The following is a 19,823-nucleotide window of genomic DNA, read 5'->3' on the forward strand; positions in this document are numbered from 1 at the left end:
CGCGGGAAATGCTTTCAGCACGGGAACATCCTTCCATTGTGAGGAACGATCCTCGCAGATCAGATGTTAACCAAAGCCAGGGAAGCCCGGCACACTGCTCAGCGACTGTGCAGAACATTCAAAGCCAAGCAACTCGCGAAAAACGCATGCACCATCCCACCCCAGTTCCCCAACTTACCCAGCTGCTTGACAGCAGTCGACTACGATCAACCGATGAAGATATCCTCTCTCGTCAAACCGGCAAGAAGACCCCACGACATCGCGATAAGAGGTCGGGCTGTGTATTACTCGTATTCGTTCGACCTCGGCCCTGGTCTGAATATAGAAAAATTAGCCGATCAACTTCTTTTAAAGAACCTGGGCAAAAGCGCGGCATCACCAATCTCGGATGAAGTCAGATTCAGCAAGTCCCATATCGAGACGGAAATAATTTTACGTGATATTCAATCGATCAAGACCTTGCAACACGCACTCAAATCTGGAGACTTGTCTACACTTTCGACTTTTCGCCGATATTTTTGGCTATCTCTCAAGGTTGCATCTTCGGGATATTTTCAAAAGCTCAGATCAGGAAACGCAACCGAGGAAACGTCAAAGACAACAGGCGAAATTGAGGATTTGAGCGTTAAACTGGATAAATCGCAAGAGGAACTGCGCCTGAGTCAATCACGATCTGAGGCGTGGGCATCGATACGCAACCTCGCGGAACGTGATCGATACGCTCCACGCTATTTCGACAAGATCCCTTACATCCGGGTCGAGATGAGACAGGTCCCATACACGAGCTTTCTAGTCGGCCAAGACGTCATCGAAGTCTCACTACTGCTCCACACGTCCGGCGTCTGCATTCTCACTCTTGCGTCTGCCGTATCAACCGCCCTGGACCTTAAAGAAATGCGAAACTGCATGGTGAGCGATCTTAACCGAATCGACACCGTCAACATTGCTGCGCCAATTTACAACCACTATTGCAGCGCAAACGGAGTCCAACGGTCCAAATCGAATGATCTCATGCGCGAAGGTGTCGGCTGGATTGCCCTTAGCACCAGCGACACAGCCCAGCTGACTTTTCACTCGGTGTTCGAGATCTATCGCGATGCGATAAGATCGGTTTTTGGCAGTGGTGGGCGCAACGATTGGAGCTCCTACACCATGTTGTCGATAGGGGCACCGGTGTGTGCGTGCGAGGGCAAAGCCGCAAAGGACAGACATCGCCACGATTTAGCGCTGACTGCGCTCAGGGCGACGTCAGCTGTACCTCTAAACGCAGACACAGTGTCAGAATTACTCGCGAATAAACTGAAGGTCTCAGACCGGGAGCTTTGGGTATCTGCAGGTAGCGCAATCTATGCAAACTGGGCCGCGAATGAGCCGGACTATCGGGAAGACTTGATGCAACTCATTCCGATCGAATCAGCCGTTCGACAAATTCGCCAGCTGCAGCAGGTCGATCGCGAGACATCTACGGCCACGGTTCGTGACAAGAAACTGTTCGCCTCACAGGGAATGCTGGCAGTAGGCCTCCAAGAGTATCGAAGAAATCTATTGAACGGGCCGGATGACGAGAACATAATAAATGCAATACTTTCCTCAAATTCTGCTGACACTCTTTATGAAAGATTACTTGACCGCGTCAAAATTCTTGAGAGCATAGTTTCTACGCGCTACTCCAGAATGCAGACTCGACGCTCGATCGCAATCACATCGTCCGGTTTCCTCGTAGTAGTTATGTTTTTAATGCCTCGCATTAGCGAATCGATCCGAACGTTTGAAAGACAGAGTAAATGGTCAAAGGATTTGGTATCGCTTGCGTCGGACACACTAGGGGGACGTGGGCCCCTGGTGCTGTTTATATATTTCGGCGCACTCGCGCTTACAGCCTTTCTTCTCGTGGCATTCTCGATTCGGTGGAGGAGAAGCGGACACCGGCATCGCCAGTACGGGTTAAAGCTACCGCACAATAAGTCCGTCGATACAGTCGGAGACTAGTCTCATCACTGACAGACATTGCACCCGCTATCCAAGGAGCCGCCTTGAGCGACAACGACACTGACCCGCAGCCACTCAGAGGGACCTTCTGGTTGGCCAGCGATTCGTTAAACTCGGTACGCGCCAGCTTGCAATACCGCGACGGCACCGAAGCACTCTTGACCGTCGACGGGCAGATCACACCCGGCCGGTCCCAGCTTCGGCACACAACCGGCTCCAGCGCAACCACCATTCGCGCACCCCATCCTGATGATGCCGTCGCTGACTTTGAGCCGGTGACAGTTCACGGGACTCTAGAGGACGGAACCGCACTCACCCTCCTCGATACACGGATTATGTCGTCCCCGCTGTGGCCACCTCGGTCGCCCCAGCAACGCGCGACAGTACAAACGACTGTCCGCGGTGCGCATCTGACTGGTCCGGAACATCAATTTCACTCGATTCGCTTCTCAGTAGACATCCCTGGGGGTTGGGACCACCTGGCCGCTGACTCGTCAGGTAAATACGCTGTTGCTGAGGGTATTTCGTTCACCGTCATCGAAGACACCGCCGGGCGTCTGCTATTCGAGTACGTCTCAAGCTCGCCCCGATCATTGCTTGAGTTGAGAATGAGCGCTTCAAACGCGATTGCAGGCTTGGTGCAATTATGCACCCGACGTGAACCGCGTGTTTCCTCAATCTCCGTCTCAGCCGATGTAGACGGGCCGTTGCTAGCAGTCAAGCTGACCGAGGAACGCGACACTGAGTCCCGCCCAATGCGGACTTTTATACCTCTAGAGGCACTTACGGTAGAAGTATTGGTTCACTGGCTCAGCGTCTGGCAGAAAATCGGAAACTTGGGTGATGCCGTTATCGCTGGCCGAGATGATGTGGTTGAGGCCAATGTACTCGTTCTGTGTGCTGTAGCCGAAGGCCTGGACAACCGTCTTTTCGGCGACACCAACGAGCAGCTCGTTTTGACGGAGGGACAGCGAAAGACGATCCGCAGGTCGGCCCGGTCCGCAGGGCTTCGCGCGTTTGACGATCTAGGAACGCCTGCCGCTCGCGCGGACATCGAACGAAGCCTGACCGACAGCTTGGCGGGTTTCGGCAGAATGACCTTTTCTGACAGGATGAACCGTTTGGCGACAAAAGCTGCTACAACAGCTCCAGGGATAATCTCGGATTTTTCAGAGTCTGACATTGCGCCACATGAATCATGGCAGGACCTTGTAACTTTTGCGCGAAACACAATGGCCCATCAGATAAGCAGATTCGTGGGAAATCGACATCGTGATCGTCATTACAGGCTACTTATTTCGGTGTCAATGTCGTTGGATTGGGTCTTAAAAATTCTGCTGCTGAACGAATCCGGGATACACCCCCTCATCGTTGAGAGGTCGGTAATTAGCGATGCTGAGTTCCAGTACTACCGAGCAAATATCCGTAGCACACTCAATTGCTGATTCAGGTGCACGCCTCGGTCGTACATCGTAAAATTTGTTGGTATCGATCGCAATCCACGCCAGGTCCACCGACTCCACCGCTCCTCACGCCGCGACGTTTAGCCATGCCTGACCCGATAGCTTCATCTCCCAATCAGATTCGTTGACAAATCCGAGAATTGTCACTGGAGCGGCCCGGTCTTGACTCTGCTGCAATCCTTTGTAAAGGAAACATTGTATGAGGGCGCGAGTCGGCAATGGGTCACCGCCTTCACTACACCGGAACATCGGCAGCGTTCGTGATCGGTTGCTCCTCCCGAGAAATCGTCGGTTGGCACGGTTCGACGGTCGAAGACACCACTATGATTACCACGCAGTGGTGATAGCACCATGCGACGAGATTACGGTGGAATCGAACTGGCTCAGGGCTCACTCATCACAGCGACGCTGGCAGTCCGTCGCGCAGTGCTGTTGTGCAACGAAGCCGTGCAGGGAACGGTCTTGTTGCGCTCACCGCAGTCAGTCCCGTTGGCGCGAGTGAGTTTGCGATGGAGGCCTGCTGATCGATCCGCAGCGGAAGTCGGGATTCACCTCAGCTACCTCAGGCGTGGCGACCTCCCCTGCGATCACGACCGGACGGTGCATTAGCTGACCGAAGGTGCGCGGCCGGGCGCTTCGATTTCGCTCACCAACAGTCGCAACCCAGAAATCACGACAGATCGGTACAAATGGGATCACAGACCAGCTGGTTGCTAGCGCAGCCGCGATCTGTTCGTTACGGTACCTAGTTACTGAGGGTAGCGAGATGCGGGAGGCGCAGGCAGATGCCAGGGGCATGGAAAGCAGCGGTTACCGGCGCGGGTTCGGGAGTGGGCCGTGAAGTGGCACTGCGGCTAGCGGGCCAGAACTGGTCACTTGCTCTCGCGGACAACAACTACGACGCACTCCTGGACACACAGTCTCGATGTGCCGCTACAACCGAGATCGCAAGCGCGGCCAATGTCGACGTCGCCGACCGGGCCGAGATCAACTCGTGGGCGGCATCTTCGCGCAATGCACTCGGCGGTATCGATGCTGTCTTCAATGTCGCAGGCGTTCTTTACAGCGGCGACGTCATCGATACTCCCCCAGCTGACTTCGATTTCGTGATGGCAACTAACTTCGAGAGTGTGGTGAATAGTTCTCGTGCCTTCCTGCCAGACATTCTGAACTCGCGCAGAGGTCGAATTGTAAACGTCTCATCTGCATTCGGGGTTGTGTCCGCACCAGGTTACTCGGCATACAACTCGTCCAAATTTGCCGTTCGAGGCTTCACCGAGGCGTTGAATCAGGAGTTGCGGCTGGCATCACGAACCGCCCGCGCGACATGTGTCATCCCCGGCGGGCTGAAGACATCGATCGCCAGAACAGCACGGTCGGCACCAAGCGTCGACCAGGGCCGCACTGCCGAGCTCTTCGACAGCCGTATAGCCCGAACCGCACCCGAAGACGCTGCTCGAAAGATCATCGCAGGAGCGTGGAAAGGCAAGCCGCAAGTGACAATCGGGCAGGACGCCCGACTCGTGGACATTACCGCACGCGTACTCGGCCCTCACTACACCAAGATTCTGCCTGCGGTCCAGGCATTGCGAAGGCACTGACAAGCCATCGAACACAGACAACCATCTAACTAGACCTGCGGGGGTCGGTCGACCATGTCGAACAGCTGGATTCTCATCGAGACGTTCGGAGACGCAGAGCCGTCCGTGATCGGAGTTGGGTCTTCACCCAAATCCTTCGTTCCTCCTCGTAACGTTCTCCGCAGCTCCGCCAGCCGGAAAGAGGCAGGGGCCGCGGTAGCGGAGGCACTTTCTGCGGAAGCCATGGTGGATCGGCTATCCAAAGACGGCAACAGGCGAGTACTGGCCGAACCATTGCGAACGTTTGCCGGCCGTACGCACGGTGCGTGGGTGTGGCTCGGTCAGCGCGACGAGACTCCACCACCACGAGACGCCGCCGGGGCGTGGCAGTTCAACCTCACCAAGAGCACGGCAAGTGGTAGCAACGACCTGCTCGATCTCTACCGCGTTCCGCAAGACGAGCGCGAGACCCAGCGTGCACTCGCGGGCGCGTTCACCCGACTTGTCACCAACCGTGACGAGAGCGAAGCAATGGCCAAGATCGTGCAGTCAGCGCCGGGCACCACTCACCAAGCGGTCTGGACAGTGAGGCGGGACGACGGTGAACTTCGGGCCGCGCACTTCTCGTGCCGGATGATTGCCGAAGACGGGGTTTCGGGCACCGAAGTCATCCTGAGGGGCATCACCCACGACATCGGCCCCGCAGGGGAAATCAATATCGCTCCCCCACCTACAATTCTTGAGCATCGCGTTCTGGAGGCTTCCACCAAGGAGGGCGAGTACCGCGCACTGGTCAACCTCAGAACGCTCAACCTGTTGCGCTGGTACAACTCTGACCCCGCACCGGATATCTGCTGGGAAAACCTTCCTGACGAACCGGTACCTGCAATTCATCCGGACGACGTACCAATTGCGAAGCAAATGTCGAACACACTCGCACGCGAACGCGCCAACGGCGTGCTTCGCTTCAGAACTATTGACAGAAATTGGAAGCCGATGACAATCGACGCGGTTTTAGTTTCACTCGATCAGCACACCACGGCCGCACTCGTCACTCTGACCGAATTGTGCGAGGAGTAAATAATCTCGCGGATTCCTATGGATCCACAGAGACCTTTGCGGACTCAGGGAGATGGAATCCCTTAGGACCTGACTGCGTTTTATAGTTGCGTAGTTTTACAAGGACTCTGCGCGTGTCGTGCGGGCTTCGCGAGTTCGACTCCATGCAGCTGCGACCGTTTGAGGCGTTACCCCATACGTACCGGCAAACGACTCGATGCGCTCCTCGCTCTCGGGCTTGCGCCCCCGTTCGATGTCGGCGAGAACAGTGGTCGACAACCCGAGCAGCTGCGCCGCGTCGCCCTGGGACAGCGCGGCGTGCACCCTGAGGTCGGACAATTTCAGCTGAGACTCCGGGATCGGAACCAGCGCCGCGACCGACGTGTGCAGTGCGTTCGCAATTCGGCCAAGCGTCGCAGGCGGAGGCGTTGAGCGCCCCGTCTCCCATGTCGATACCGCCTGCCTGGTCGCGCCGACTTTAGCCGCGAGGTCGTCGGCACTGAACCCCGCGCGCACCCGTAGCTCGCGCAACCGGTCGGCGCGAAATCCACGAACTCCGCTTCGCGGCACTGTCCCCAACTCCCTGTCGATCTTGCAAGACAGTCCCATTTTCCTCGATCGGCGACGACCGCGTTCTATTGTGCGTTTTATCGTTGCGCACTATTGTTGCAATCATGCTTCAGTCATATCTGAGTTCCGCGCCGCTGAACCAATTGCGCGGTGTACCGAACCTGTTCTACAGTCCTGATGCGCGCCCAAAAGGGATTCCTCGGTGCTTGTCTATCTCGGCACTGCTTGTAGCGCGGGACATCAGGTCGGTCTGTTCACAGAATCCGTCCGATCATTCCTGTCGGGAGTTCCACATGTTCGCGTCGCTCGCCCTTGCCGCATCACAGTTGCCGTCGACGGCTGAGACCAGCAATTACCAACGTCGAAGCTCAGCGTTGGGCCATCACAGACGAGGTGCGACGGCAGCTGCACTCACCCGACATCGCTGCTTTCGCCGAGGTTACGGGGGCGAATCAAAGTGAGTGCCGCACGGGATGCGATGGTGCCAAATGTTCTCTCACAGAAACAGTTCTGCGCGTCAATCGTCGTAAATCGGACACACGGCGACTTGTTTGCATGCTCGCTCGACCACGTGCATTCCGGTCGCCACCAATACATCGGTGACGACGGAGCCCTGCTAGCCGAATGGGGTCCATCCACATCGTGCAATGAGCGGTCCATGCCAACCCGCAAGCCGTAGACCTGCCAGTTCGGACTGCAACCCGACTCGAGTGGGATTTCGCTGATAGTCCCACTCGTGAGCTACAGGCCCCCCGACGCCCTGCAGCTCGACCGATGGACCGGCGCGAGGGTCGCGCAGCGAGCGCATCTCATCATGTTCAGCGCTGGGCGGCCCCGCCGGGACATCACCCCTCGAAGTCACACCCATTCGCACAGAAAGGATTCCGATACCCGATGTGGATTTTCCAGCAGCCTTGGTTCTGGCCGGTGGTCTTCGGCTGGCTCTGAGGCCCCAGCACGTGATGGGTGCGTGTGACTGGCCCACAACCTATGGATCGCACGCACCCATCCACTTCTCAACCCTCTCGCCACCTATAACCAATTGTCGCCAGAACGGTTGCTTCGCAATCGCATTCACCAGCAGGGCCCGATCACCGGGTCGCACCAGAAAGGGATCGACACCAATGCCAGCATCACAGGGCACCGGACACCACCGCTCATCCAAGAAGCGAGGGCGGGTGATGAAATCGCTGCCCGCCGTGGCCGCGGTGACGATCGCCGGCCTGACCATGCAGGCCGCTCCCGCGCAGGCTGCACCATCTCAGCCGGGAGTGACCAGTCCTCGAGGATCACAACCGGGGGTCACGAGCACACCCCAGACGGCACCGGCCACCCCGCCGCCGCTAGCTCCGAAACCGCGCCAGTACTTGGACGGCTACCAGCCATCACCACAGGTGCAGCAAACCCCGTCGCGTAGCTACGACGACTACCTGGCCGGTAACCAGCAGTCCTCGAACTACCAGAACACTTACTACCAAGCCCCCGCTCAGCAGGCTGCCCCGAGCGAAGCACCCCCGGCGCTGCAGGCGACTCCGCCGCCACCGCCGCCGGTCCCGACGGTGCAGCGCAAGGTCATCGCCCCGATCGAGGCCCCGCCCGGAACCTTCATCGCCGGCGGCACGTTGGTGCCGGTCGATACCAACATCGTCGACCAGAACCTGCTCACACGTACCAACAACACGTTGCAGGCGATACAAGCCGATGGCGGAAACTGGCTCGTCAACAACGGATTCGCCGACGCGCCCCGCGCCGACCGGATCGCAGCGGGTACCGCGACCGGTGTCATCACCGGCGGCGCTGTCGGCCTCGCGGCATCGGTGGTCCCGGCCGCAGTGATCACCGGCACCGCTGCTGCTATCGGCGGCGGACTCGGAGTCGCCGCTACCACCGGCACCGGTGCGGTCGTCTGGGGAGGACCGGTGGGTTGGGTCTTCATCCCCGGCGCAGCCGCACTTGCCGGAGCAGGCGTCGGTGCAGCACTGTCGGCACCGATCGTGCTGGGCCTGACCGGCACAGGCGCTGTCATCGGCGGCATTCTCGGTGCCACCGTTCTCGGCGGCGAGCAGCAGATCATCGAAGAGCCGGCCCCCGCCCCTGTGGTGGTTCCCCCGGCTGCCGACAGCGCCCCGACGATCCCGCCGGCCGCGACAGTCGATCTCCCCGGCCCCATCGGGCAGGTTCGCGACACTCTCGCGGCCGACCCGAACGGCCGCCAGCTTCTCGCGGCGGCCGACACAGCCGTTCAGAACGCGGCTCCGATCGTCGACAAAGCCGTCAGCGATGCGTCGGTGTGGACCGCACCGGCGGCCTCGGCAGTGCAGGGCTTCACCTCGAAGGCCCTCGAACAGCCGCAGGTGGCTCAGACCTTCGAGACGGTGCAGTCGGCTGCAGCTCCTCTGGTCGAACAGGCCACTGCCGCTTTCGGCGGCCTGCAGGCGGCGTTCGCGCCCGCCTGATTCGCCCTACAGCCAGCTAGTTGGACCAGCCAGGAAGGACTTTCCCAGATGATGCGCCGTTCGACGACATCTCCGATTGCCAGTGCCACCGGCCCCGCCCGATCAGGGGTGCCGTCGAGCTCGCCCCGTGTGCCGCGATCGCGCCGACGCGCGGTCGCGGCCATCGGGGCTGTTGTGTGCGTGGCTGTCGCCGCCGCTGCGTTGTTCAGCGGTGGCGACTCGGAGCCGGACACGACAGCCACCGACACGATTGCAACGTCTTCCTCGGTCGCGCCGACAACCGTTGCGGCCGGGCCGGATTGCTCGATGCCGGCCGGTGATCAGGACAGCGGACCCGGGGTCATCGCGGCGTTCGAGCACGCCTACTACGTCCAGCGTTCGGGTGCGGCCGCGCACGCTCTGGTCTCACCGAATGCCCCGGCGAGTGCCCCGTTCAACGTCGAAGCCAACCTCGACGCAGGTATCGCCACCGTCCCGGCCGGCACCACCTACTGCCTCGACATCGACCCGCTACGCACCGGTTCCTACACCCTCACCCTGACCGAGAGTGGCCCGAACGGGCCTGGGACGCAGTACCGCCAGCGGATCACCACCGATCAGGTCGACGGTCGCTACGTCATCGCCGCCATCGAGCAAGCGTGATCACCCACCGCCGCCACAGCGCGAGATCGCCGCAGCACCGCGGCGAACAGCCACCACGAAAGGAACGCCAGGACATGAGCGATGCAGCGAGCGAATGGGCCGAGGCCGCCACCGCAGTACGACAGGCACGCGAGACCCTCGAGGCGTCGACCGCGAGCGAGATCCGCGCCTGGGCCGAAAAATCGGGGCTGACCGACTGGTCGATGTGGCAGAAGATCAAACGAGAGCTCTACAAGCAGCTCGACCTCGACTACGACGGATTGCGTGCCAACGAAGCCGAGCAGGTCACCGACGCGGTCGCCTCTGCGGCGTCGGCCGCACCACTGGTCGAGCTCTACGCCGCAGGCGATGAGCGCGGGAGCTTCGCAGTGGTCGGAGATGGTGACGAAACAGCCTGGTACGGAACATTTCACGCCAAGGACGCGGTGTTCCGGCAGGGCGATCAGACCTCGGCCGACGACTCGGCGGCCGGCAAGGCAGCCTTTCTCGCCGGCAAGCTACGCGAAGAGCTCAACGCCCCCGCGATCCGGCTGATACTGCATATCTCCAACCCGCACCTCGACGGCGCGCGGCTCGCAGCTCTCGCCGCACGCTACGGAGTGCACCTCGAACGCCTCGAGATCGACGACGACAATCCGGCCACCGTGTGGTGCGAGGTTCCCGGGCACCGTCCGTGGCAGGCCATCCGGCTCTCCGATCTGCTCGTCGACGATCAAGCGGAGGTCGGCTGATGGCCGAACAGCACCCGCGCCCGGACGTCGATAACCCCGTCGCGGGGTACGAAGCCGAGGACACCGTCAACCTCCGCGCTCAGCGTCTTCGCCGACCCGAATCCGAACCGGACGAACAGCCTGCAGAAGAGCCGGCCGACGACACCGCACCGGACCCGTACGGGGTCGGGCAGGACGCACTGGCAGCGGTCGAGACACCCGATGTCGACCCCACAGCGTTCTACCGAGCGCGACTGTTCGACCGCCAGGAGGAAGACCCGACCGCCGAGCCGGCCGAAGCAGGCCTGCGGGGACGGCTCAATGCCGCCTTGGGAACTCACCTGAGGCCCAAGCCTGCATCTGCCGAAGTCAGACTGCGTCAGTCGATTCGCGTTGTGCAGCAGCCTCTTCCCGGGTGCTCGGTGGTCTCTGTCATCAACCCCAAGGGCGGGGCGGGCAAAACTCCGACATCGGTCATGCTCGGTTCGACGTTCGGTAAGCACCGTGGCCACGGGGTGACGGTCTTCGACGCCAGCGAATCGCTCGGCAGTCTCGGCGATCGCGCCGCCCGCACCACCGATCCGGAGCTCACGGTGTGGGACCTGCTCGATCATGCACACGAGCTGGCGTCCTCGTCGGCGGTGTCGGGGTCGCTCACTGCGTTCCTGCGGCGTCAGCCGACGATGGAAGACATTCTCGCTGCGGACAATTCGGCCGACCGTGAGCGCAACTTGGGGTGGGACGAATGCGCCGCGGTGATGGCGGTGTTGCGCCGACACCGGGACCTGATCGTCATCGACACCGCCGCAAATCCCTTGGCCGAGAGCTGGCAGTGGGCCGTGCAGCATTCCGATGCCCTGGTCGTTCCGCTCCCGCTGCGCCTCGACATCGCCCGGCAGGTCTATCAGATGCTCGAGGGCATCATCGCCCGTGGCTACGGGCACCTGTTGGCGTCGACGATCGTCGTGACCTGTGCAACACCGGATTCCAACCCGCAGTTGGCGTCGGCGGTCTTCGAGGATCTGCGCAATCTCGGTGTCCAGGAAAGCAATTTCATTCAGGCCCCGTACGAATCAGCGCTCGCCCGCGGTGACCGGATCGTCTACAAGGACCTCCCGCCCGCCACGATCGAGGCCTACACCAACGTCACCGCCCTGGTCGCCGACAACGTCGCCGCGGCACGAGCCGGCGCGGCCTATCAGTTCACCGATCCGTACTCCCCGCAATCGGTGTACCGCCAGCCCGACAGCGCACCACCCCCACAGCTTTCGCAGTGGGAGCGGCGCAGCCGCGACCGTCGCGGAGCCTGACCCGTCCCCACCCCCGCTGAACGCACACGAGGAGAAACACGATGACCGGCCAGAGAACGCACACCACCCCGCGGCGACGACGACGCCGGACACTGTCGGCGCTGACCGTCGTCGTCTCCGCGGTGGTCCTGGCCGCGGGCACCGTCCCCGCATACGCTGCCCCGGCTGCGACGGCGGCGACCTCGTGCGCGAAGTACGTCGCGATCATGACCCCCGGTACGTGGGAGACCAACGCCGCGGCGAATCCGACCACCCCGGTAGGGATGCTCGCCACTGTCGGCAACGCACTGAAGCAGAAGTACGGCAACGACATCGAGGTCTACTACCCGGCGTACGCGGCCTCGGCGTTCGACAAAGGGCGCACCTACGCCGACAGCAAGGAAACCGGCAAGAGCGCCATCAACAACATCCTGACCTCGGCGTGCGCGACGTCGAAGTTCCTGCTCTCGGGCTACTCCCAGGGCGCGGACGCCGCCGGCGACATCGCCGCCGAGATCGGCAACGGACGCGGCGTCGTTCCCGCGGCCCGGATTCTCGGTGTCGGTCTGGTCGCCGATCCGCACCAGGGCACCGCGGGCGGCACCGTCGTCGGGCCGAAGGTCGACGGCCAGGGCATCGGCGGGGTCCGGCCGGAAGGCTTCGGCTCTCTCGCCCCGGTGGTCAAGCAGCTCTGCAATCCCACGGACCTGTACTGCTCGACGAACGCCGGCAAGGACGGTCTGCTCGCTGGTCTGGGCAAGGTGCTGGCGAACAAGCCCGTCGACCCGGCCACCACCGGCGGACAGACCGGATCCGGATCAAGCGCAGCAGCGTCGAGTACCGCAGTGCCGTCGACGTCCGCGCAGGGCGGCGTCACCGGTGCCGGGACACAGCCCGGGACGACACCGACGCAGTCGGGAGGGGTCAGCGATTTCTCGTCGTCGCTGGTCTCGGACTTCTCCCGCGTCGATCTGGCCGGTGCCGCGAACACCGCATCGACTCTCGGGGAGCGGGTGGCCACCCTGCCCGACTCGGTGGGAACCAACCGCACGCAGTCTCAGGTCGCCAGCGTCGGGGCCTCGGCGACATCGCTGCTCAACACCCTCGAACCGGTCGCCGACGTGCAGTCGGTGATCGCCGCGAACCCCGGCATCCGTTCGACTCTCGACACCGCACCGGAAGGATCGCCGGAGGCGAAGACGTCCACGGTGCTCGACGCACTCGATCAGATCGACATTCCCGCAGTCCTGAGCACCGCGACCTCGATCGCCGACACCGCCTCGTCGGTGCTGGGCGGCACCGGCACCACCGCCGGCCTGACCGATACGGCCGCAACGCTCACCGGGCAGGTCGCACCGTTGCAGTCCGTGTCCCCGGATGCGCTGACCTCGGCAACGCAGGTGCTCTCGTTGCTCAAGCCGAAGACGGTGGTCAACCAGGTCGTCAACGTCGCGACCGGCTTCACGAGCCTGGACTACCAAGGCATCGTCGACAACCTGATCGCGTTGCCGCAGAAGGTCGCCGCTCTCGACGTCGCGGGATCGCACAAGATCGCCGGAGACCTGAACAACCAGTTCGCGCCGATCGTGAAAATGGCTGCGGGAGTGGACCTGCACACGCTCGCGGCGTTGGTGGCGATGATCCCCGACCCCAGCGGATCGGCGCAGATCGCCTCCCTGGTGCTGAGCTTGCTCGGCAACGTCGACGTGATCCGCCTGGCCAACGATGTCGGCGCGATTCAGGAAGTCGCGTGGAAGATCCTCGAAACCGGCAACCTCGCGGCCGCCGCCGAGCTGCTGCCCATCGGGCTCGACCTCGCCTCGGTCGCGGTCGGAGTGCTCACCGGATCCTCCAAGACGAGCGCCGACCAGCTCGGCGCGCAGACTCAGGTCACCGGACAGTCCGCAGCGATCGGTCGACAGGCCTCCAGCGGCGATTTCGCCGGTCTGGCAGGCAGTCTCGTCTCACTGGCCTCGTCACCGGGTGCAGGGGACGCGGCCGAGCTGGTCGGTGCGGGTATCGACGCGGCGACGTTCTTCGCCTCCGGTGCGCACCAGTCCTACGGCGACTTCACGGTCGACTCCACCGGCCGCAGCGCCCTGCAATGGCTCATCGACTTCTTCACCCAGAAGGTCGGGGGCTGACCAGCCGCCGAGCAGGCTCTGCAGCCGGGCGGGCATGACGCAGAGCAGCCGAAAACTAGAGCACCACAACCGAACTACGCGTACCACCACAGGTGTCCGGGCGGGCACTGATCATTCTTTCGATTCGTGAGGACATGCACCGATGGCAGCATCACAGCAGGGCAGCAAGGGCAGTGCCGGCGCACTGAGCCTGTTGCTGATCTTCGCCGTCGCCGCGATCGGCATGTTCGGTGTCCTCTCGGGCGATCGCACACCGCCGGTCGACGAAGGCACGTGCCTGCCGGCCGGCGCGGCCGTGGTGGCCCCGCACTCGGGAACAGTGGTGATGCCGCTGCGTGAAGGCACGTATCAGGCGACGAGCGGTTTCGGTGCCCGCACCAATCCGGTGACCGGCGAGCCCGAGGGACACCAGGGCCAGGACTATTCAGCCCCGATCGGTACCCCGATCTACGCGGCCACCGACGGCACGGTCGTCAAGGCCGAACACGCCAGCGGGTTCGGCAACTGGATCATCATCGACACCACCGTCGACGGACAGTCGCTCTCGACGGTCTACGGCCACATGAACGACGACGGCGTCGGGGTGACCGCGGGCCAGACCGTCAAGGCCGGTGACCCGATCGGGGCCGTCGGCAACGCCGGTCAATCCACCGGGCCGCACCTGCATTTCGAGGTCTGGCCCGGCACGCGCCTCGCATCCGGATCGAGCCCGGTCGATCCCGTTGCCTGGCTCGCCGCCGCCGGTGCCACCGCACCGACCGCCACCGCGGACGTTCTCGCGGCGGGACCGGCCGGCCCCTCCGCCGTGACCCCGACCGCCGGTGCCGCGGCGCAGGGCGTATCGAGTCGATCGGTCAAACTTGCCGCCGCGATCAAACCCGGTTGCGGTGTCCCGGCCGGATCGACCGGACTGCGACCGGGGTCGGTGCCGGCGGACTTCGAGCCGTGGATCGTCAAGGCCGGCACCGTGTGCCCCGAGGTCACCGCCCCGGTCGTCGCCGCGCAGCTCGAACAAGAGGGCGGCTTCGACGTCAACGCCCACAACGCAAGCTCCGGCGCGGACGGGCCGGCGCAGTTCATGCCGGCCACGTGGGCGGCGAAAGGCGTCGACGGCGACGGAGACGGCCGCAAGGACACCCGGAGCATCGCCGATGCGGTGATGAGCCAAGCCGCCTACGACTGCGAGCTGGCGGGCATCGCCAAGGACTCGCTCGCCGCCGGCAAGGTCAGCGGCGACCTGACCGAGCTGTATCTGTCGATGTACAACTGCGGTCCCGGTGCGACCCTCTCGCAGGGCCGGGTGTGCCAGAACGCCGAAACCCTCGACTACGTCGCGAAGATTCCCCGCCGCGCAGCAGAGGCGTTCTCCGTCGCCGTCCCCCAGGCCACACCGGGCATCGTCCCCGGTGGCCCGTTCGGTCAGAACGTCGTCGCGGCCGCGATGCGCTGGCTCGGCACCACCTACGCCTGGGGCGGAGGCGACCGCAACGGCCCCACACGCGGGGTCAGCGACGGCGGCGGCCGTGCGGACATGATCGGCGACTTCGACAAGGTCGGTTTCGACTGCTCCGGACTGGTCCTCTACGCCGTCGCGCAAGCCTCCGGCGGCGCGATCGTGCTCCCCCACCAGGACTCGGCGCAGATCGCCGACAGCCGCGGCCGCGTGATCGCCACCCCCGGTGAGCTCGCTCCCGGCGACATCATCCAACCCCACTCGGGCCACATCTTCATCTGGCTCGGCGGAAACAAGGTCGTCGAGGCACCGCAGTCCGGCGACGTGGTGAAGGTATCGGATTGGACCCCGCCCGCGAGCGGCCTGACAGCACGGAGATTCGGATGAGAACCACCCGCACCGCGTTCGCCGTAATCCTCATCACTGCAACGGTTGTCACCGCGTGCGGTGGCCAGGAGACCGGCGGCGCCGATGCCCCGTCGATCCCGGCGCAGCAGTGGACCCCGGGTACGCCCCCGCCGAGCGGCAGCGATCCCACCCGGACCCCGCCGCCGGCCGCGACTGCGCTGCCCGACCTCGCGGCAGGGGTGGACCGGCAGGATCCGGACTCGGTGGCCACCGCGGCGTTGACGGTCTGGTTCACCTGGAACACCGCCGTCGACACCGGACCCAACGACGCCGCCGCCCGCACCGCACCGCTGCTCACCTCCGAGTACGCACGTGAGATCACCTCCACCACAGCGCAATCGAGCCCCGGTGCGCAGTGGCTGGACTGGGCCGCAGGCGGCGCGGTCCTGACCCCCGACCTCGTCGCCGACGACGAACCCGTTCCCCCGCAGACCGATTCAACGGCCTACCGGTCCTACCGCGTCACCCAAACCATCGACGGTGCACCGGTGAGCGAGAGGGTCGTCGCGATGATCCTGCGGCGCGGGTCCGGCGGCTGGGAGGTGAGCCGCATTCAAGACAAATAGCCCCGCCTCGTACATCCACTGGCACTGCAGAACAACCCGTTTCGGAAAGGAACCCCCGATGGACACAGAATCCGTCACCTCCCGCACTTCGCACCGAGCGCGCCGCGTACTCGGCGTCCTCGCTATCACCGCCGCGCTCACCGTCCTGGCCGGCGGAGTCGCCGCCGCACAGGCGGTCAACCCGTACGACGGGGTCAACCCGGACATCGGCCTGTTCGGGCCCGCTCTGAACCAGACGTGGAAGCGCCTGCTCGCGGCGATCTGGGGAGCCAGCATCGCCCTCGCCGGCCTGTGGGTACTGACCTCGTTCCTCAGCTCCAGGAAGGCCCGCAAGCGCAACATGTCCAGCGATCTGAGCGAAGCGGGCGAGGATCTCAAGCTCTCGCTCATCATCTTGGGCGGAGTGGCCGCTGTCTCGCCGATCGTCGGCGCAGTCCTGCTCCTCGTCCAGCCCGGCGCATAGCCGATCCCGGCTGCGGTCCGGCGCATAGCCGATCGCGGCTCTGACCCCCGCTCTTCCTCCTCCCCGACGCGGGCACCGTCCGCAGAAACGAGCTACCCATCATGGCCATCGACTACCGCAACGTCGGTTCCGAACCCCCCAGCTCCCCCAACACCGGCACCGTCTCCGGTGACCGCCGAACCGACAGCACGTCCGGGTCCAAACGCTGGATCATTCTCGGGGCCGTCGCCCTGGCGATCCTTGCCGTCGTCTCGATGATCGTGGTCGGTCTGTCGGGCCGCTCCGACAACTCCGGCGGCGGTGGCTCCGATGCCATCCGCGCAGTACACGGACCCACGACGGTGAACAACGGTGTCCCCAGCGGCTACACCCGCGACACCCAAGGCGCATCGACGGCCGCGGTGAACGTGCTCCAGGCGTTCGATCAGGCCAGCCAGGGCCGCATCGACATGAACGATGTCCGCTCGACGATGATCGCCGCCGACCCCGGCGCCGAACTGGCCCGCGAGATCGAACTCGGCAGCAACCGCGACGAGAGCAGCGACGTGATGAACACCCTGCCGGCCGCGGTGCACGTGTCCTCGTTCGCCGCCGACGCCGCGCAGATCTCGGTGTGGTCGATGACCACCACCCAGTCCGACATCAACAACACCGGCACCGTCGCCGTGAGCACTCTGTGGGCGACCACCGACATCTCGTTGGTCTGGCAGGACGGGGACTGGAAGGCCAAGGACTGGTCCTACCGCCAGGGCCCGCGCCCGGAAGACGCGTCCTACCCGGCCGCTGATTCCGCGCTCGGCGGTCAACTGACCGCCGGGTACTACACCTTCTACATCGACTAGGAGAGAACATGATTCGCCGTCTCGTTCTCATCGCGGTCACCGCCGCACTGGTGGCACTGTTCGGATCATCCGCTGTTGCGCTCGCCCAGCCTTCCGCCGTTCCCGCCCCCGCACCGGGGGCGGTCACCGCCCAACAACCGGCCTCGAGGCTGCCCGCGCACTTCCCGGACGATCTCAAGAAATTCATCGGCGGCACCGAGGAATTTCGGAGCGGGCCCTGGTTCACCGGTAACTGCGCAGACCACGGCGGCGACCTGGGAACCTATATCTCCCAAGCACTCACGAACGAAAACCGGCTCCTGTACTGGACCGCATCGGACGAGAACAAAGCCGTCATGCTCGGCGGTGCGAGCGCGGTCGGCTCCGACCCGCAGGCCCAGGCCACGGCCGAGATCACCCGTCAGGCCGTCGCCGACGGGACCGAACCACCCGCCGACGCTCTGCCGACGGTGTTTCCGGCCGGGGACACCAGCTTTCACCCACCGACGGGAACCTGCGCCGAGGACCTTGCCCGGTGGGGCACCAAGGAATGGGGCACGTGGGGCTTCGCCTGGGCGCAGAGCCCGGACGCGGACTCGCTGACCGCGATCAAAGCGCTGCCCGGTGCCGACAAGGTGCCCGACGCCGCCTGGTCGGACCCGTGCTCGCAGGGTTCGGGCGACCAGTACTGCATGCACGCGTTCTTCGTCGATTGCTCGAAAGCCGAACGGGCAGATGCCAGCCGCTGCCAGGACTGGAACCTGTCGATCGGACGATTGTTCGCCGGCACCGCGAACTGGATCGACAAGAACACCTCGTTCACCGAGCGCCTCGAGGACACTCTCGGCAAAGTCATCGCGGCCACCCCTCAGTACAAGCTCGGCAAGGCCTACCTGCAGGCATTCTCCTGGATCTCGGGGGCAGCGAACGACGTCGTCGACTTCGTCACCGACCCGACCACCGTCATCGACGACTGGGTCAACGCCACCAAGAGCGGGGCACTCTCACTCACCGACGCCGTACTGCGGGGGCTCACCTCGACCGGCGACTTCGATCCCACCCAGCAGTGGTTCGTGACCTATTACGCCGGATCGACAGGTCTGGGAATCATGGTCATGTCGCTGGCAGTACTGCTGGCGATCATGCGATCACGGCACAAGGGCTCACCATCGGAGCTGGTGGCCAACGTCTTCGGCTACATGCCCGCCGGGGTGGTGATGATGCTGTTCTCCCTGGCCCTGGCTCAACTGGTGATCGAGTTCGCGACAGTGCTCACCGAGGGCATCGCCAGTTTCAGCGGCTCCACGATCACCGAGATGGTGGAAAACACCTACGCCACGATGGGCACGCTGAACAAGGACACCGTCGTCGGCGGCTCGATCGTCGGCCTGGTCTTCTTCGGCATCCTGCTGCTCGGCGCGATGTCGGTCTACCTGGGTCTGCTCATGCACCAGATCGGGCTTCCGCTGACCGCGTGCGTCGCCGGAATCGGCTACGGCATGTGGGTGCACCCGACGTGGCGGACCAAAGCGCTGCGGCCACTGTTCACGTTCGTCGGCATCGTGCTCAGCAAGCCGATGCTGTTCCTGCTCATCGCGATCGTGCTCGCCGGGGCCAACAACGCTCTGCTCTCGGGCGGCGGCGGCTCGGGAGATCTGACCTCGCTCGGCGCTCTCGTGCTCGTCGGGGCCTCGATGGTCGTCGTCGGCCTGGCACCGTGGGCAATGCTCGCATGGGCACCGATCCTGCCGACCAAAGCCGACTCCGAAGGATTCGGCCGCGGTGGTGGCTCCGTCGCCGGTGGTGTCATCGGCGGCGTGGGCAGCTCGGCCCTGTTCCGCAGCCGCAGCGGCGGAGGTGGTGGCGGAGGCGGGTCGACCGTCACACCGCGCTCGACCCGCTCCGGCGACGGCGTCGACAAGGCCACCCGATCCACGCATTCGACCCCGTCGAGCAATTCCACCCCAGGCCACACCACCGCGGCCGCCCACAGCGGCGGCGCCGACAAGGGCGGGGCGTCGACACGGAAGCGCTCGACGATGGGCATGGCCGGCCGACTCGGCGGAAAGCTCGCGACGGGATCGGCCGCGACGGTCGCCTCGGCCGGGGCAGCTGCGGTGCCGATCGCCGCGCAGTCCGCAGCGGCGGCGATGAACAAAGCCAAATCCGGTGCCGAGTCCGCTCCGTCCGAAGCCGAAGGCAGGTAAGCG

At 63.8% G+C, this 19,823-nt stretch carries 15 protein-coding genes; 14 read left to right on the forward strand and 1 reads right to left on the reverse strand.

The features are described from left to right. Positions 1–213: 213 nt before the first annotated feature. The 4 genes from CH293_RS05655 (at position 214) to CH293_RS05675 (ending at position 6,112) form a co-directional block, all read left to right on the forward strand. Entirely contained in the window at positions 214–1,989 is a 1,776-nt protein-coding gene (locus CH293_RS05655) for a hypothetical protein (RefSeq protein ID WP_141217138.1), read from the forward strand. A gap of 44 nt (positions 1,990–2,033) precedes the next feature. Then, positions 2,034–3,434, forward strand: a complete 1,401-nt coding sequence (locus CH293_RS27825) for a hypothetical protein (protein ID WP_141217139.1) — start codon at positions 2,034–2,036, stop codon at positions 3,432–3,434. 803 nt (positions 3,435–4,237) lie between these two features. Next, the gene (locus CH293_RS05670) at positions 4,238–5,053 is read left to right on the forward strand and encodes an SDR family oxidoreductase (RefSeq protein WP_094628099.1); all 816 of its coding nucleotides are present in this window, start codon (positions 4,238–4,240) and stop codon (positions 5,051–5,053) included. 54 nt (positions 5,054–5,107) lie between these two features. Continuing rightward, positions 5,108–6,112 (forward strand): GAF domain-containing protein, encoded by a 1,005-nt coding sequence (locus CH293_RS05675; protein ID WP_037154209.1) that lies wholly within the window; start codon positions 5,108–5,110, stop codon positions 6,110–6,112. A 96-nt stretch (positions 6,113–6,208) separates the two neighbouring features. On the opposite strand, the gene CH293_RS05680 is transcribed toward CH293_RS05675, so the two are convergent. Next, a complete protein-coding gene (locus CH293_RS05680) occupies positions 6,209–6,661 on the reverse strand; it encodes a helix-turn-helix transcriptional regulator (RefSeq protein WP_037154212.1) in 453 nt (150 codons plus the stop codon). 1,124 nt (positions 6,662–7,785) lie between these two features. Between CH293_RS05680 and CH293_RS05685 the strand changes: the two genes are divergently transcribed. The 10 genes from CH293_RS05685 (at position 7,786) to CH293_RS05730 (ending at position 19,820) form a co-directional block, all read left to right on the forward strand. Beyond that, positions 7,786–9,117, forward strand: a complete 1,332-nt coding sequence (locus tag CH293_RS05685) for a hypothetical protein (protein WP_242640290.1) — start codon at positions 7,786–7,788, stop codon at positions 9,115–9,117. A 48-nt stretch (positions 9,118–9,165) separates the two neighbouring features. Then, positions 9,166–9,759 carry a hypothetical protein gene (locus CH293_RS05690; protein WP_242640289.1) on the forward strand — a complete coding sequence of 198 codons (594 nt, stop codon included), beginning with the start codon at positions 9,166–9,168 and terminating at the stop codon, positions 9,757–9,759. Between the two features lie 74 nt (positions 9,760–9,833). Then, positions 9,834–10,490 (forward strand): hypothetical protein, encoded by a 657-nt coding sequence (locus tag CH293_RS05695; protein ID WP_037154451.1) that lies wholly within the window; start codon positions 9,834–9,836, stop codon positions 10,488–10,490. Then, positions 10,490–11,779 (forward strand): ParA family protein, encoded by a 1,290-nt coding sequence (locus CH293_RS05700; RefSeq protein ID WP_094684186.1) that lies wholly within the window; start codon positions 10,490–10,492, stop codon positions 11,777–11,779. Before CH293_RS05695 ends, CH293_RS05700 begins: the two co-directional genes overlap by 1 nt. A 41-nt stretch (positions 11,780–11,820) precedes the next feature. Then, on the forward strand, positions 11,821–13,902 hold the full coding sequence (locus tag CH293_RS05705) for a cutinase family protein (protein ID WP_094684187.1): 2,082 nt from the start codon (positions 11,821–11,823) through the stop codon (positions 13,900–13,902). A 142-nt stretch (positions 13,903–14,044) separates the two neighbouring features. Further along, positions 14,045–15,742 (forward strand): peptidoglycan DD-metalloendopeptidase family protein, encoded by a 1,698-nt coding sequence (locus CH293_RS05710; protein WP_037154222.1) that lies wholly within the window; start codon positions 14,045–14,047, stop codon positions 15,740–15,742. Further along, complete coding sequence (locus tag CH293_RS05715) at positions 15,739–16,329, forward strand: hypothetical protein (RefSeq protein WP_037154224.1); 591 nt, start codon at positions 15,739–15,741, stop codon at positions 16,327–16,329. Before CH293_RS05710 ends, CH293_RS05715 begins: the two co-directional genes overlap by 4 nt. Positions 16,330–16,387: 58 nt before the next feature. After that, positions 16,388–16,792: a hypothetical protein gene (locus tag CH293_RS05720; protein WP_037154227.1), complete on the forward strand. Its 405-nt coding sequence runs from the start codon at positions 16,388–16,390 to the stop codon at positions 16,790–16,792. A 101-nt stretch (positions 16,793–16,893) separates the two neighbouring features. Continuing rightward, complete coding sequence (locus tag CH293_RS05725; protein WP_037154228.1) at positions 16,894–17,634, forward strand: hypothetical protein; 741 nt, start codon at positions 16,894–16,896, stop codon at positions 17,632–17,634. An 8-nt stretch (positions 17,635–17,642) separates the two neighbouring features. Then, entirely contained in the window at positions 17,643–19,820 is a 2,178-nt protein-coding gene (locus CH293_RS05730) for a hypothetical protein (protein ID WP_094719625.1), read from the forward strand. Positions 19,821–19,823: the final 3 nt, after the last annotated feature.

The sequence above is a fragment of the Rhodococcus sp. 14-2470-1b genome (assembly GCF_002259415.1).
Taxonomy (GTDB): Bacteria; Actinomycetota; Actinomycetes; order Mycobacteriales; family Mycobacteriaceae; genus Rhodococcoides.